This is a genomic window from Paraburkholderia azotifigens (genome assembly GCF_007995085.1).
Lineage (GTDB): Bacteria > Pseudomonadota > Gammaproteobacteria > Burkholderiales > Burkholderiaceae > Paraburkholderia > Paraburkholderia azotifigens.
In genome coordinates this window covers 1593667-1608386 of sequence record NZ_VOQS01000001.1, presented here as the reverse complement: position 1 = coordinate 1608386, position 14720 = coordinate 1593667, and the positions used below count along the sequence as shown (strand labels likewise).

At 62.3% G+C, this 14720-nt stretch carries 12 protein-coding genes; all 12 read left to right on the top strand.

Annotated features, from left to right (window positions below; all coding sequences use genetic code 11):
• The first annotated feature begins 513 nt into the window (after positions 1–513).
• The 12 genes from gyrA (at position 514) to lapB (ending at position 14666) form a co-directional block, all read left to right on the top strand.
• The gene (gene gyrA / locus FRZ40_RS07120; RefSeq protein ID WP_028369116.1) at positions 514–3141 is read left to right on the top strand and encodes a DNA gyrase subunit A; all 2628 of its coding nucleotides are present in this window, start codon (positions 514–516) and stop codon (positions 3139–3141) included.
• 117 nt (positions 3142–3258) lie between these two features.
• Positions 3259–3864 (top strand): DUF2059 domain-containing protein, encoded by a 606-nt coding sequence (locus FRZ40_RS07115; protein WP_028369115.1) that lies wholly within the window; start codon positions 3259–3261, stop codon positions 3862–3864.
• A gap of 213 nt (positions 3865–4077) precedes the next feature.
• A complete protein-coding gene (serC, locus tag FRZ40_RS07110) occupies positions 4078–5160 on the top strand; it encodes a 3-phosphoserine/phosphohydroxythreonine transaminase (RefSeq protein ID WP_147233738.1) in 1083 nt (360 codons plus the stop codon).
• Positions 5161–5230: 70 nt separating this feature from the next.
• Entirely contained in the window at positions 5231–6313 is a 1083-nt protein-coding gene (pheA, locus tag FRZ40_RS07105) for a prephenate dehydratase (RefSeq protein ID WP_147233737.1), read from the top strand.
• A 73-nt stretch (positions 6314–6386) separates the two neighbouring features.
• Positions 6387–7502: a histidinol-phosphate transaminase gene (gene hisC / locus FRZ40_RS07100; protein ID WP_028369112.1), complete on the top strand. Its 1116-nt coding sequence runs from the start codon at positions 6387–6389 to the stop codon at positions 7500–7502.
• Positions 7503–7553: 51 nt separating this feature from the next.
• Positions 7554–8510 carry a prephenate dehydrogenase gene (locus FRZ40_RS07095; protein ID WP_147233736.1) on the top strand — a complete coding sequence of 319 codons (957 nt, stop codon included), beginning with the start codon at positions 7554–7556 and terminating at the stop codon, positions 8508–8510.
• A 17-nt stretch (positions 8511–8527) separates the two neighbouring features.
• The gene (aroA, locus tag FRZ40_RS07090) at positions 8528–9832 is read left to right on the top strand and encodes a 3-phosphoshikimate 1-carboxyvinyltransferase (RefSeq protein ID WP_147233735.1); all 1305 of its coding nucleotides are present in this window, start codon (positions 8528–8530) and stop codon (positions 9830–9832) included.
• Between the two features lie 48 nt (positions 9833–9880).
• Positions 9881–10567 (top strand): (d)CMP kinase, encoded by a 687-nt coding sequence (cmk, locus tag FRZ40_RS07085; RefSeq protein WP_147233734.1) that lies wholly within the window; start codon positions 9881–9883, stop codon positions 10565–10567.
• Positions 10568–10719: 152 nt separating this feature from the next.
• Positions 10720–12450: a 30S ribosomal protein S1 gene (gene rpsA / locus FRZ40_RS07080; RefSeq protein WP_147233733.1), complete on the top strand. Its 1731-nt coding sequence runs from the start codon at positions 10720–10722 to the stop codon at positions 12448–12450.
• 22 nt (positions 12451–12472) lie between these two features.
• Complete coding sequence (locus tag FRZ40_RS07075; protein ID WP_028369107.1) at positions 12473–12796, top strand: integration host factor subunit beta; 324 nt, start codon at positions 12473–12475, stop codon at positions 12794–12796.
• 344 nt (positions 12797–13140) lie between these two features.
• Complete coding sequence (locus tag FRZ40_RS07070) at positions 13141–13434, top strand: LapA family protein (RefSeq protein ID WP_028369106.1); 294 nt, start codon at positions 13141–13143, stop codon at positions 13432–13434.
• A 56-nt stretch (positions 13435–13490) separates the two neighbouring features.
• Entirely contained in the window at positions 13491–14666 is a 1176-nt protein-coding gene (gene lapB / locus FRZ40_RS07065) for a lipopolysaccharide assembly protein LapB (protein WP_028369105.1), read from the top strand.
• The last annotated feature ends 54 nt before the right edge of the window (positions 14667–14720 follow it).

Genomic DNA, 14720 nt, shown 5'->3' with positions numbered 1-14720 from the left:
TTCTCCTCTCGAAATTGAGATTACCGCAGGTTTACTGCGAGCCTGTTGACGTAGACCAGTCATACATTGCTCGAAGTATAACATCGGTGCAGAACAAAAGACGCTGTGTATAGACTTCGAGCAGTGTCTAAACTTGTGCGTTGGCATTTTGCCATATCGTTCCCTTCCGACGATAAAAAAATCCGCCCCCTATCCATACGCCCAGTCGAATGTGGTGCATGCGCAACAAAAGGTGTCAAGTTCGTCAAGAGGCCGCCGGAGGCCGCTTCGGGCGGCTTGACACGGAGCATTTTCCGGGCCCGGTCATGACGCGCGCGAGGCGCTTCCAGGTGCCGTTTTTGGGCGTCCCACTAATAGGTATACGCACGTCGTCGGGAGCGGATGCGCCGCATGATAGAATCGCGTGATGCGCTGCGCTCGCAGCCGCGCAGGAAGTACACCCAGGGGTAGGCCCAAGCGGTGAGGTGAAGAACGCGTTTCCCTCATCGTCTTCGCGCGTAAACGATACGGACAATGGATCAATTCGCCAAAGAGACTCTACCAATCTCCCTAGAGGAGGAAATGCGCCGCTCGTATATCGAGTACGCGATGAGCGTGATCGTAGGGCGTGCGCTTCCCGATGTCCGCGATGGTCTGAAGCCGGTGCACCGGCGCGTGCTGTATGCCATGCACGAACTGAACAACGACTGGAACCGGGCGTACAAGAAGTCGGCGCGTATCGTCGGCGATGTGATCGGTAAGTACCATCCGCACGGCGACTCGGCTGTCTACGACACGATCGTCCGCATGGCGCAGGACTTTTCACTGCGCTACATGCTCGTCGATGGACAAGGCAATTTCGGGTCAGTCGACGGCGACAACGCCGCGGCGATGCGTTACACCGAAATCCGCATGGCGAAGATCGGCCACGAGCTGCTCGCCGACATCGACAAGGAAACGGTCGACTTCCAGCCGAACTACGACGGCAGCGAAAACGAGCCGTCCATTCTGCCCGCGCGTATCCCGAACCTGCTGATCAACGGCTCGTCTGGCATCGCCGTCGGCATGGCGACGAACATACCGCCGCATAACCTGAACGAAATCGTCGACGCCTGCCATCATCTGCTGAAGAACCCGGAAGCGACGATCGACGAATTGATCGAGATCGTGCCGGCGCCGGATTTCCCGACGGCAGGCATCATCTACGGCGTGCAGGGCGTGCGTGACGGCTATCGCACGGGGCGCGGACGTGTCGTGATGCGCGCCGCCACGCACTTCGAAGAGATCGATCGCGGCCAGCGCATGGCGATCATCGTCGACGAGCTGCCGTATCAGGTGAACAAGCGTTCGCTGCTCGAGCGTATCGCCGAGTTGGTGAATGAGAAGAAGCTGGAAGGTATCTCGGACATTCGCGACGAATCCGACAAGAGCGGTATGCGCGTCGTGATTGAGCTGAAGCGCGGCGAAGTGCCTGAGGTCATTCTCAACAATCTGTATAAGGCAACGCAGCTCCAGGACACGTTCGGCATGAACATGGTCGCGCTCGTCGACGGCCAGCCGAAGCTGCTGAACCTGAAGGAAATGCTGTCGCATTTCCTGTCGCACCGTCGCGAAGTGCTGACGCGGCGCACTGTATACGAACTGCGCAAGGCGCGCGAACGTGGCCACGTGCTCGAAGGCCTCGCCGTCGCGCTCGCCAATATCGACGACTTCATCGCGATCATCAAGGCTGCGCCCACGCCGCCTATCGCGAAACAGGAGTTGATGGACCGTTCGTGGGATTCGTCGATCGTACGCGAGATGCTGCAGCGCGCGGAAACCGACAACGCATCGTCGGGCGGCCGCGCCGCGTATCGTCCGGAAGGGTTGAACCCGGCGTACGGCATGCAGGCCGACGGTCTCTACCGTCTGTCGGACACGCAGGCTCAGGAAATCCTGCAGATGCGTCTGCAGCGCCTGACGGGGCTGGAGCAGGACAAGATCATCGGCGAGTATCGCGACGTGATGACGCAGATCGCCGACCTGCTGGACATTCTTGCGCGCCCGGAGCGCATAACTTCCATCATCTTCGACGAACTCGTCACGATCAAGAGCGAATTTGGCGACGAGCGCCGCTCGAAGATCGAGATGAACGCGACCGAGCTGAACACGGAAGACCTCATCACGCCGCAGGACATGGTCGTGACGATGTCGCACTCGGGTTACGTGAAATCGCAGCCGTTGTCGGAATATCGCGCCCAGAAGCGCGGAGGTCGCGGCAAACAGGCGACGCAGATGAAGGAAGACGACTGGATCGACACGCTCTTCATCGCAAACACGCATGACCACATCCTGTGCTTCTCGAACCGCGGCCGCGTCTACTGGCTGAAGGTTTACGAAGTGCCGCAGGGCTCGCGCAATTCGCGCGGGCGTCCGATCGTCAATATGTTCCCGCTGCAGGAAGGCGAGAAGATTACGGTCGTCCTGCCTGTGAAGGAATTTTCGGCCGACAAGTTCGTTTTCATGGCGACGGCGCTCGGCACTGTCAAGAAGACGCCGCTCGAAGCGTTCAGCCGTCCGCTGAAGAAGGGCATCATCGCGGTCGGTCTGGATGACGGCGACTACCTGATCGGCGCCGCCATCACCGATGGCGAGCACGACGTGATGCTGTTCTCGGATTCGGGCAAGGCGGTGCGCTTCGACGAAAACGACGTGCGCCCGATGGGCCGCGAAGCGCGCGGCGTGCGCGGCATGCAGCTCGAAGACGGTCAGAGCGTCATCGCGTTGCTGGTGGCGGGCGACGAGCAGCAGTCGGTGCTGACGGCAACGGAAAACGGTTACGGCAAGCGCACGCCAATCACCGAATACACGCGTCACGGCCGCGGTACAAAGGGCATGATCGCGATCCAGACTTCCGAGCGCAACGGCAAGGTAGTCGCCGCGACGCTGGTCGACCCGGAAGCGCAGATCATGCTGATCACCAACACGGGCGTGCTGATCCGGACGCGCGTGTCGGAAATTCGAGAAATGGGCCGTGCTACGCAAGGTGTTACACTCATCAGCCTTGATGAAGGCACCAAGCTTTCCGGTCTGCAACAGATTGCCGAAGCGGAAGCTGACGTGGACGGCGACGCCGACCTGCCTGCGGACGAAGCAGGCGGTGACGAAAACGAAGCGTCGTAATCCACAGCGAAGCTTCTCAAGTAATGCGTAAAGCCGCGCGGGCAGCCTGAGCGCATCGGAACCGATGCGCCGCCTGCGCGGTGAAGCCACCAGGTTAATTTCTCTTAGGGAGTAGTGATGCAAAAACGTTTCAAGCAGTTGATGGTCCTGGCCGCTTTCGTGCCGACGCTCGCGATGGCGCAAGCGCTGCAAAACCAGCAGCCGGCTCCGGCTGCTCCCGCCGCTGCTGCCCCGGTTGATCCCGCGAAGCAGGCTGCCATCAAGAATCTGCTCGACGCGATCGACGCACAGAAGCTGGTCGGCGCAATCGGCAACAGCGCGCAGATGCAGGCCAAGCAACTCGTCCCGGCTATCCTGTCGGACGCGCTGTCGGAAAACAAGACGATGACGGACAAGCAGAAGCAGGCTTCCGTCCCGGCGCTGCAAAAGAACGCGGTGCCGAAGCTGGTTGACTCGGCAGGCCAGGTGTTCGCAACGGACGCATTCAAGCAGGACGCGATGCAAGCTCAGTACGACGCGTACGCGAAGTACTACAGCGTGCAGGAAATCAACGACCTGACCGCGTTCTACAAGAGCCCGACGGGCCGCAAGTTCATCCAGGTGCAAGACCAGGTTGGCCGCGACGTCGTGAACGGTCTGATGCAGAAGTACATGCCGCAATCGATCAAGGCAACGCGCGACCAGGCTGACAAGGAAGTCGCTTCCGTCAAGCCGGCGAAGTAAGCAGGTCGAACGAGGCTGAACGGCGCTCGAAGCGTCCGTCACAGGCGGTGTCAAAGGGAAAGGCGTGAAACCCCTTGAAACGCCGGGGTTTGGCGGGTTTTGAGTGTCAATGCGATAATGGCCGTTTGCGCTTGCGCGCAGACGGCCATTTTCTTTCAGGCGCGGTTTCCGGCCCTTTTGCACGCCGCGCGCCTGCTTCCCAAGGTTCTCACCATGCGCGTCTTCAATTTCTCCGCCGGTCCGGCGGCCATGCCCGAAGAAGTGCTGCGCCAGGCAGCCGACGAAATGCTCGATTGGCGCGGCAGCGGCATGAGCGTGATGGAAATGAGCCATCGCGGCAAAGAATTCATGACGATTCATGAAGAGGCGCTGACCGATCTGCGCGAGTTGCTGCAGGTGCCGTCCAGTCATCAGATTCTTTTCCTGCAAGGCGGCGGACTCGGCGAAAACGCGATCGTGCCGATGAACCTGATGGGCAGCAAGGCGCGGGCGGACTTCGTCGTGACGGGCTCCTGGTCGCAGAAGTCCTTCAAGGAAGCGCAGAAATACGGCACAGTGCATCTGGCCGCGAGCGGCGAAACGGCTGACGGCTTCACGCGCGTTCCGGCGCGCGCCGAGTGGAATCTTTCCGACGACCCCGCCTACGTGCACCTGTGCACGAACGAAACCATCCACGGCGTCGAAACGTTCGAAATTCCCGATCTCGGCGATATTCCGCTCGTCGCCGATGCGTCGTCGCACATCCTGTCGCGCCCGATGGACGTCGCCAAATATGGCGTGCTGTTCGGCGGCGCGCAAAAGAACATCGGCATGGCGGGCGTGACCGTCGTGATCGTGCGCGAGGATCTGCTGGAACGATCGATGAGCATTTGTCCGTCGGCGTTTGAATGGAAGACGGTCGCGCTGAACAATTCGATGTACAACACGCCGCCCACGTACGCGATCTACATCGCCGGGCTCGTGTTCAAGTGGTTGAAGAAGCAGGGCGGGTTGACGGCGATCGAAGCACGCAACGTCGAAAAGTCGAAGCTGCTGTACGACACGATCGACTCGTCGAGTTTTTATCTGAACAAGGTGGAGCGCAACGCGCGGTCGCGGATGAACGTACCGTTCTTCCTCGCCGACGAGTCGCGCAATGAAGATTTCCTGGCCGGCGCGAAAGCGCGCGGGCTGGTGCAGCTGAAGGGCCACAAGTCCGTCGGCGGCATGCGGGCGTCGATATACAACGCGGTGCCGCTCGAAGGCGTCAAAGCGCTTGTCGAGTACATGAGGGAATTCGAACAGCGCGGCGCGTGACCTTGCCGGTCGCGGCGCGCGCATCCTCTCCGAACCGGGCCCTGCCGGACCCAATTGGCCGTTTAGAAGCATGGACGACGAACTCAATTCTCAACTCAAACCACTGCGCGAACGGATCGACGCGATCGACGCGCAGCTCATCGCGCTCCTGAATCATCGCGCGGCGGTCGCGCTCGAAGTCGGCGAGGTAAAGAAGCACTTCAATGCGCCCGTATTTCGGCCGGAGCGCGAGCAGCAGGTGATCGCGCGTCTGCAGGACATGAGCGAGGGCCCGCTCGCGGGCGAGCACATCAGCGCAATCTGGCGCGAAATCATGGCCGCGAGCCGCGCGCTCGAGAAGAACATCACGGCCGCTTATCTCGGCCCGGCCGGCACGTATAGCGAACAGGCGATGCACGAATACTTCGGTCAATCGATCGAAGGCCTGCCGTGTTCGTCGATCGACGAAGTATTCCGTTCGGTCGAAGCGGGCGGTGCGGAATTCGGCGTCGTGCCCATCGAAAATTCGACGGAAGGTGCGGTGTCGCGCACGCTCGATCTGCTGCTGCAAACGCAGTTGCTGATCGGGGGCGAGCTGGCTCTGCCGATCCATCACAATCTGCTGACGCTCAACGGCAGCCTGGCCGGTGTGACGCGCGTGTGCGCGCACGCGCAGGCGCTCGCGCAGTGCCAGCGCTGGCTGGCGACGCACGCGCCGCACGTCGAGCGCCAGGCGGTGTCGAGCAACGCCGAGGCCGCGCGCCTCGCGGCGGAAGACCCGACCATCGCGGCCATCGCTGGCGACCGCGCCGCGACCCAATACGGCTTGCAGGTCGCTTATGCGCTGATCCAGGACGATCCGCACAACCGCACGCGCTTCGTGATGATCGGCAAGCAGCCGACGGGCGCGAGCGGCTACGACAAGACGTCGCTGATCGTATCGGTCGCGAACGAGCCGGGCGCGATGTTCAAGCTGCTGGAACCGCTCGCGAAGCACGGCGTATCGATGACGCGCTTCGAGTCGCGTCCGGCGCGCGTCGGCACGTGGGAGTACTACTTCTACATCGACGTCGAAGGTCATCGCGACGATGCGTCCGTGTCCGCCGCGCTCGCCGAACTTGGCCAGAAGGCCGACTTCCTGAAGATTCTCGGCTCGTATCCGCGCGCCCGCTGAAAGGCGGCCCGCATTCGTATCGCAATCACGCAACCCAATCACACGCAAGCCTGATAGCTACCCGGAGATACCCATGACAACGTCGTTCGGTCCTTCCTATGTTCGCGCGATCGCGCCTTATGTGGCTGGCAAGCCGATCTCGGAAGTCGCGCGCGAATTTGGGCTGGACGAAGCGCAGATCGTGAAGCTGGCGTCGAACGAAAATCCGCTCGGTATGCCGGAGTCCGCGAAGACGGCGATGGCGCAGGCTGCGAGCGAACTCGGCCGCTATCCGGACGCCAACGCGTTCGAGCTGAAGGCGGCGCTCTCCGCGCACTACGACGTGCCCGCCGACTGGATCACACTCGGCAACGGCAGCAACGACATTCTCGAACTGGCCGCACACGCGTTCGTCGAGAAAAGTCAGTCGGTCATCTACGCACAGTATTCGTTTGCCGTGTACGCGCTGGCGACGCAAGGCCTCGGCGCGCGCGCGATCGTCGTGCCCGCCGTCGAGTACGGCCACGATCTCGATGCAATGCTCGCCGCGATCACGGACGACACGCGTCTCGTCTTCGTCGCGAACCCGAACAATCCGACGGGCACGTTCATCGACGGCGCGACCATCGAAGCGTTCCTGTCGAAGGTGCCGCGCAGCGTGGTCGTCGTGCTCGACGAGGCGTACACGGAATACCTGAGCGCCGGCAAGCGCTACGACTCGATCGCGTGGGTGCGCCGCTATCCGAATCTGCTGGTGTCGCGCACGTTCTCGAAGGCGTTTGGTCTGGCTGGCCTGCGCGTCGGTTTCGCGATTGCGCAGCCGGAACTGACGGATCTGATGAACCGCCTGCGTCAGCCGTTCAACGTGAACACGCTCGCGCAAGCGGCCGCGATTGCCGCACTGAACGACAAGCCGTTTCTGCAGAAAAGCGCGGAGTTGAATGCGCAGGGCTATCGCCGCTTGACGGAAGCGTTTGACAAGCTTGGTCTCGAATATGTGCCGTCGTACGGCAACTTCGTGCTGGTGCGCGTCGGCAATGACGACGCGGCGGGCAACCGCGTGAATCTCGAACTGCTGAAGCAGGGCGTGATCGTGCGACCTGTCGGCAGCTACGGTCTGCCGCAATGGCTGCGCGTGACGATCGGCCTGCCCGACGAAAACGAGGCGTTCATCGCCGCACTCGAAAAGACGCTCGCGACGACGGCCTGAGCGTATCTATGCAATCCACGCGCCTCACCGACCGCGAGGCGCGTTTTTTCTGTGACTGACGTGGCAGCGTTCTCTTTCGACAAACTGGTGATTTTCGGCGTCGGGCTGATCGGCGGATCGCTTGCGCGTGCGCTGCGCGAACGCGGCGACGTAGGCGGCGCGCGGCGCGTGATCGGCGTGGGCCGCTCGGCGGCCTCGACGGCGCGTGCGCTGGAACTGGGCGTGATCGACGCAAGCGCGGCGCTGACGGATGACGCGGCGCTGCGCGATGCACTCCAGGGCGCCGACGTGGTGCTGCTGGCCGCGCCTGTCGCGCAGACGCAGCCTTTGCTCGAACGCATTGCGCCGTTCCTGGATCCGCAGACCATCATCACCGACGCCGGCAGCACGAAGTCCGATGTCGTGGCGGCGGCCCGTGCGGCGCTGGGCGGGCGCATCAATCAGTTCGTGCCCGGGCATCCGATCGCGGGGCGCGAATCGAGCGGCGTCGACGCGGCGCTGCCCGATCTGTACGTGAATCGAAACGTCGTGCTGTGCGCGTTGCCGGAGAACGCGCCGAACGCCGTCGAGCGTATTGCCGCGATGTGGCGCGCGACGGGCGCGAGTGTGCACGCCATGCCGGCAGAACAGCATGACCGCGTGTTCGCGTCGGTCAGTCATCTGCCGCATGTGTTGTCGTTCGCGCTGGTTGAGCAGATTCTCAATTCACCCGACGCCGAACTGAAGTTTTCGTTTGCTGCTGGCGGCTTCCGCGACTTCACGCGGATCGCCGCGTCGAGCCCGGAAATGTGGCGCGACGTGTGCGTGGCCAATCGCGCGGCGCTGCTCGATGAAATCGACGGCTACACGGCCGTGCTGGCACGTCTGAGGTCGGCGATCGAAGCCGGCGACGGTGCGACGCTCGAAGCCGTGTTCGCGCGCTCGCGCACGGCCCGCAGCGCGTGGCAGGAGCGCGCGGCGCCGAAGCCTTCGCCCGCACGCTCGGCCACCGACGACGCGTCGAAATAAAGGACACTGGAATTCACATGGAACATCTCGATCTCGGACCATTTTCCCGTGCGTCCGGCACGGTCCGTCTGCCCGGCTCGAAGAGCATCTCGAATCGCGTGCTGCTGCTGGCGGCGCTGGCTGAAGGCGAAACGACGATCACGAATCTGCTCGATTCGGACGACACGCGCGTGATGCTCGACGCGCTCGAAAAGCTCGGCGTCAAGTTGAAGCGCGACGGCGATACCTGTGTCGTGACGGGCACGCGCGGCGCGCTACCCGCGGCGCGCGCGGACCTGTTCCTCGGCAACGCGGGCACGGCGGTGCGGCCGCTGACGGCCGCGCTCGCCGTGAACGGCGGCGATTACCGGATTCACGGCGTGCCGCGCATGCATGAGCGGCCGATCGGCGATCTGGTCGACGGTCTGCGGCAGATCGGCGCGAAGATCGATTACGAAGAAAACGAGGGTTTTCCGCCGCTGCGCATCCGTCCCGCGCAGATTGTCGTCGACGCGCCGATCCGCGTGCGCGGCGACGTGTCGAGCCAGTTCCTGACGGCGCTGCTGATGACGCTGCCGCTCGTGAAGACGGAAAGCGGCGAGACGATCGTCGAAGTGGCGGGCGAGCTGATTTCGAAGCCGTACATCGAGATCACGATCAAGCTGATGGAGCGCTTCGGCATCAAGGTCGAGCGCTTCGGCTGGGAGCGTTTCACCATTCCGAGCGGCGCGCGCTATCAGTCGCCGGGCAAGATCATGGTGGAAGGCGACGCGTCGTCAGCGTCGTATTTCCTCGCGGCGGGCGCATTGGGCGGCGGACCGCTGCGCGTCGAAGGCGTGGGGCGCGCGAGTATCCAGGGCGACGTCGGTTTCGCGACGGCGCTGATGAAAATGGGCGCGAACGTCACGATGGGCGACGACTGGATCGAAGTGCGCGGCGTCGGGAACGACCACGGCAAGCTCGACCCGATCGACATGGATTTCAATCTGATCCCCGACGCAGCCATGACGATCGCCGTGGCCGCGCTGTTCGCGGACGGCACGAGCACCTTGCGCAACATCGCGAGCTGGCGCGTGAAGGAAACCGACCGGATCGCCGCGATGGCGACGGAACTGCGGAAGGTCGGCGCGAAAGTGCAGGAGGGCGAGGATTTCCTGGTCGTCACGCCGCCTGAAAAGCTGACCCCAGACGCCGCGATCGATACCTATGACGATCATCGGATGGCGATGTGCTTCTCGCTGGTGAGCCTTGGCGGCGTGCCCGTTCGGATCAACGATCCGAAATGTGTCGGCAAGACGTTCCCCGATTATTTCGAGCGCTTCCTGGCGCTCGCGCAACCCTGACCACGCATTGCTAACACGTGCCGCCCGTTTCGATGGGCGACTTTTTCGATGAAACCGACCCGCCCCTTTCACCAGACGCCCGTCATCACGATCGACGGCCCCACTGCATCCGGCAAAGGCACGGTGGCCGCGCTGGTCGCCGCCGAACTCGGCTTCCATCTGCTCGACAGCGGCGCGCTGTACCGGCTCGCGGCGCTCGCCAGCGTGCGTTACGACATCGCCGCCGATGACGCCGACACGCTTGCAAAGCTGGTCGGCGAGCTGCATATCACTTTTCGCGAAGGCATCGCGCAGCTGGATGGCGCCGACGTGTCGACCGATATCCGCGCCGAGGAAATCGGCAACCGGGCTTCGGCGATCGCCGTTCACGCGCCCGTCAGGGCCGCGCTGGTGGCCCGTCAGCGGGCTTTTCGCAAGCAGCCGGGCCTGGTCGCCGACGGCCGCGACATGGGCACGGTGATCTTTCCTGACGCCGCGCTGAAGGTGTTTTTGACGGCCAGCGTCGAGGCGCGCGCGGCCCGCCGGCATAAGCAATTGATCCAAAAAGGATTTTCTGCTAATATGGATGACTTGCTCCGGGATTTGCGTGAGCGCGACGAGCGCGACAGTCAGCGCGCAGCCGCGCCGCTCAAGCCTGCAGCAGATGCGCAGCTCCTCGACACCTCTGCACTGTCGATCGACCAGGCGGTCGAACAGGTGGTGCAATGGTACCGGGCGCTGGTTCCGCAAAGCTGAACGCGGAACGACCCGCATCGAATGTTGTTGAGTAGTCGTGTTGGTGCCTCGCCGTGAAACGCGAGGCGATTGTTAAACCCTTAACCCCGTATGGCTTTCGCTCCTTTGCCGTAGTGATGAACCGTGATGGTTCACCTGACGCTGCGAGAACCATGCAAATTCAGATTTTTATGTCCGACCTGCAAACCTCTACCCCGAATACCGAATCCTTTGCGGCTCTGTTTGAAGAGTCGCTGACCAAGCAGGACATGCGCGCTGGCGAAGTGATCTCCGCCGAAGTCGTGCGTGTCGATCACAACTTCGTGGTCGTCAACGCTGGTCTCAAGTCCGAAGCCTACATCCCGCTCGAAGAGTTCCTGAATGACGCGGGCGAGGTAGAAGTGCAGGCGGGCGACTTCGTTTCCGTCGCGATCGACGCGCTGGAAAACGGCTACGGCGACACGATCCTGTCGCGCGACAAGGCGAAGCGACTGGCTTCGTGGCTGTCGCTGGAAAAGGCCCTCGACAACAACGAACTCGTGACGGGCACGATCACGGGCAAGGTCAAGGGCGGTATGACCGTCATGGTCAACGGCATCCGTGCATTCCTGCCGGGCTCGCTGGTCGACACGCGCCCCGTCAAGGACACGACGCCGTATGAAGGCAAGACGCTCGAATTCCGCGTCATCAAGCTGGACCGCAAGCGTAACAACGTGGTGCTGTCGCGCCGCGCAGTGATCGAAGCAACCCAGGGCGAAGAGCGCGCAAAGCTGCTCGAAACGCTGAAGGAAGGCGCGATCGTCGAAGGCGTGGTCAAGAACATCACCGACTACGGCGCGTTCGTGGATCTGGGCGGTATCGACGGTCTGCTGCACATCACCGACATCGCATGGCGTCGCGTGCGTCACCCGAGCGAAGTTCTGTCGGTTGGCCAGGAAGTCACGGCAAAGATCCTCAAGTTCGACCAGGAAAAGAACCGCGTTTCGCTCGGTATCAAGCAACTGGGCGACGATCCGTGGGAAGGCATCTCGCGCCGCTACCCGTCGGGCACGCGTCTGTTCGGCAAGGTCACGAACATCACCGACTACGGCGCGTTCGTTGAAGTCGAGTCGGGCATCGAAGGCCTCGTCCACGTGTCGGAAATGGACTGGACGAACAAGAACGTTGCACCGTCGAAGGTTGTCCAGCTGGGCGACGAAGTCGAAGTCATGGTCCTCGAGATCGACGAAGACCGCCGCCGTATCAGCCTCGGTATGAAGCAGTGCAAGCCGAATCCGTGGGACGACTTCAGCCGCAACTTCAAGAAGGGCGACAAGCTGCAAGGCGCAATCAAGTCGATCACCGACTTCGGCGTCTTCATCGGTCTGCCTGGCGGCATCGACGGTCTGGTTCACCTGTCGGATCTGTCGTGGTCGGAAACGGGCGAAGAAGCTGTCCGCAAGTACAAGAAGGGCGACGAAGTGGAAGCGATCGTTCTTGGCATCGACGTCGAGAAGGAACGCATTTCGCTGGGTATCAAGCAGCTCGAAGGCGACCCGTTCAGCAACTTCGTTGCAATGAACGACAAGGGTTCGATCGTCGACGGCGTGGTCAAGACGGTGGACGCGAAGGGTGCAGTGGTTCAGCTGACGGCTGACGTCGAAGGCTACCTGCGCGCTTCGGAAATCGCGCAAGACCGCGTGGAAGATGCTCGCAACGTGCTGAAGGAAGGCGACAAGGTCAATGCGATGATCATCAACATCGACCGCAAGTCGCGTGGCATCAACCTGTCGATCAAGGCGAAGGACTCGGCTGAGCAACAGGAAGCGATTCGCGGCCTGCAAGCTGACACCAGCTCGGCAGCAAGCGGCACGACGAACCTCGGCGCGCTGCTGAAGGCCAAGCTCGACGGCCAGAACCAGTAAGCCTTAAGGGGTCTGCTGCAGTATGACCAAATCGGAATTGGTCGCCCAGCTGGCTACGCGATTTCCGCAACTTGTCCTCAAGGATGCGGATTTCGCGGTGAAGACGATGCTCGATGCGATGTCGGACGCCTTGGCGAACGGCCATCGCATCGAAATTCGCGGCTTCGGCAGCTTTGGCTTGAACCGCCGTCCATCCCGCGTCGGGCGCAACCCGAAGTCGGGCGAAAAAGTGCTGGTGCCTGAGAAGCACGTGCCGCACTTCAAGCCTGGCAAGGAGTTGCGCGAGCGCGTCGATCGTCGTGCGGGCGAGCCTCTGAAAGACGAAGCCGCGGACGACGACCTTTGAGCCGGCTCTGTGTAGTTTTTGCAGTTCCGGTTGAAGTTCGCCGCGGCTAAGCCAGTCACACGGCAATGACCAGAGAAAAGCGCCTTAGGGCGCTTTTTTTTCGTCCGTTGCGCGTGGACGTGCTGCGACACCGGGAGCCGCGTTCCAGAAAACATGCCGCACGCATCGCGATCCCGGACCATTTCTCGTCTCTTAAACGACAGTAAGGCATCGCGAGCCGCATGCCTGTGCCAGTCGACAGAGGCTTCATTTACAATACGGGTCACTTCGGCGCGGGCGAACAGCGTGGCGCGACGCGTCATCAAGCCGGCGTCATCCCGCAACCGCCGTCAAGAGATCAATACATGAAATTTATCGTCTGGCTGATTCGCGTACTGGTGTTCGTGCTGCTGCTGGTGCTTGCACTGTCCAATACGCAGAGCGCTACGCTGAATTTCCTCGCCGGGTATGCGTGGCAGGCGCCGTTGATTCTGATCGGACTGGCGTTCTTCGTCGTGGGCCTGCTGGCGGGACTCGTGTCATCGCTGCCGGCGATGTTCCGTCTGCGGATGGAAAACGGCCGCCTGAAGCGCGAGCTGCGCGTGGCGCGCGAAACGCCCGCCGCCGTCGAAGAACCGCCGATGCCCCCGCTCATCTAGCCTTCTAACGCCGTGTGCCGCTGGCGCACGGCCTCTTTCGCACTCCGCACATTCGCATGGATCTAGACCTCTGGTGGCTGCTCGTCATACCCGTCGCATTCGCGTTCGGCTGGGTGGCCGCGCGCTACGACCTCAAGGCGCTGCTGTCCGAAAGCGCCAATCTGCCGCGCTCTTATTTTCGAGGGCTAAACTTTCTGTTGAACGAGCAACCGGACCAGGCGATCGACGCCTTCATCGAAGTCGTCAAGCTCGACCCGGAAACGATCGAACTGCACTTTGCGCTGGGTAATCTGTTCCGGCGCCGCGGCGAAACGGACCGCGCGATCCGCGTGCACCAGAACCTGCTGAGCCGCGCGGACCTGCCCGTCACCGAGCGTGACCACGCATTGTATGAACTTGGCCAGGACTTCCTGAAGGCGGGCCTGCTCGACCGCGCGGAAGAGACGTTCAAGGCGCTTGAATCGGGCGATTACGCGCTTGGCGCGCAACGCGCGTTGCTGACGATTTACCAGATCGAGAAGGACTGGAACAAGTCGATCGATACCGCGCGCCGGCTCGAAACGATGGGCGCTGCGTCGCTCGACAAGGAAATCGGGCACTTCCATTGCGAGCTGGCACAGGAAGCGCTGCAGCAGAAAAAGCCCGACGAGGCACGCCGTCAGCTGGATCTGGCGCTGAAGGCACATCCGCAGAACGTGCGCGCGACGATCCTGTTCGGCGATGTCGACGCCGCGGCGGGACAGTTCGACAAGGCGATTGCGCAATGGCTGCGTGTCGAGGAACAGAATTCGGCCTATCTGCCCCTCGTCGCCGAAAAGCTGATGAAGGCCTACGAAGCGCTTGGCCGTCAGGAAGACGGCGCCGATCTGCTGACGACGTGGGTGGACCGCTATCCGTCGAACGATCTGCTCGACGTCGCGTATCAGCACGTATCGGCGTTACGCGGTCCGGAAGCGGCTCACGCATTGGCGCGCACGCAGATGCAGAAGTCGCCGAATCTCGCGGGTATGACGCGTCTGCTCGAAGCGCAGCAGGCCGTGGCCGAAGAGCCGCGCCGCAGCGAACTGGAACTGATGCGCGCCCTGATCCGTCAGCGCACGAAGAATCTGCCGCGGTACACGTGCCAGAATTGCGGCTTCCGGGCGCGCCTGTTCTATTGGCAGTGTCCGGGTTGTAGCGGCTGGGAAACCTACGCGCCGCGCCGCGTCGAGCCGATCACGGCATCGAGCTGACGCCGGACGCACGATGCGCGTATTGCAAGGCCGTCGCGCAGCATCGAAGCGTCG

Bases quoted from the DNA above. Each gene is read 5' to 3' on its own strand.
- gyrA (WP_028369116.1), top strand. From the start codon at position 514: ATGGATCAATTCGCCAAAGAGACTCTACCAATCTCCCTAGAGGAGGAA.
- FRZ40_RS07115 (WP_028369115.1), top strand. From the start codon at position 3,259: ATGCAAAAACGTTTCAAGCAGTTGATGGTCCTGGCCGCTTTCGTGCCG.
- serC (WP_147233738.1), top strand. From the start codon at position 4,078: ATGCGCGTCTTCAATTTCTCCGCCGGTCCGGCGGCCATGCCCGAAGAA.
- pheA (WP_147233737.1), top strand. From the start codon at position 5,231: ATGGACGACGAACTCAATTCTCAACTCAAACCACTGCGCGAACGGATC.
- hisC (WP_028369112.1), top strand. From the start codon at position 6,387: ATGACAACGTCGTTCGGTCCTTCCTATGTTCGCGCGATCGCGCCTTAT.
- aroA (WP_147233735.1), top strand. From the start codon at position 8,528: ATGGAACATCTCGATCTCGGACCATTTTCCCGTGCGTCCGGCACGGTC.
- cmk (WP_147233734.1), top strand. From the start codon at position 9,881: ATGAAACCGACCCGCCCCTTTCACCAGACGCCCGTCATCACGATCGAC.
- rpsA (WP_147233733.1), top strand. From the start codon at position 10,720: ATGCAAATTCAGATTTTTATGTCCGACCTGCAAACCTCTACCCCGAAT.
- FRZ40_RS07075 (WP_028369107.1), top strand. From the start codon at position 12,473: ATGACCAAATCGGAATTGGTCGCCCAGCTGGCTACGCGATTTCCGCAA.
- FRZ40_RS07070 (WP_028369106.1), top strand. From the start codon at position 13,141: ATGAAATTTATCGTCTGGCTGATTCGCGTACTGGTGTTCGTGCTGCTG.
- lapB (WP_028369105.1), top strand. From the start codon at position 13,491: ATGGATCTAGACCTCTGGTGGCTGCTCGTCATACCCGTCGCATTCGCG.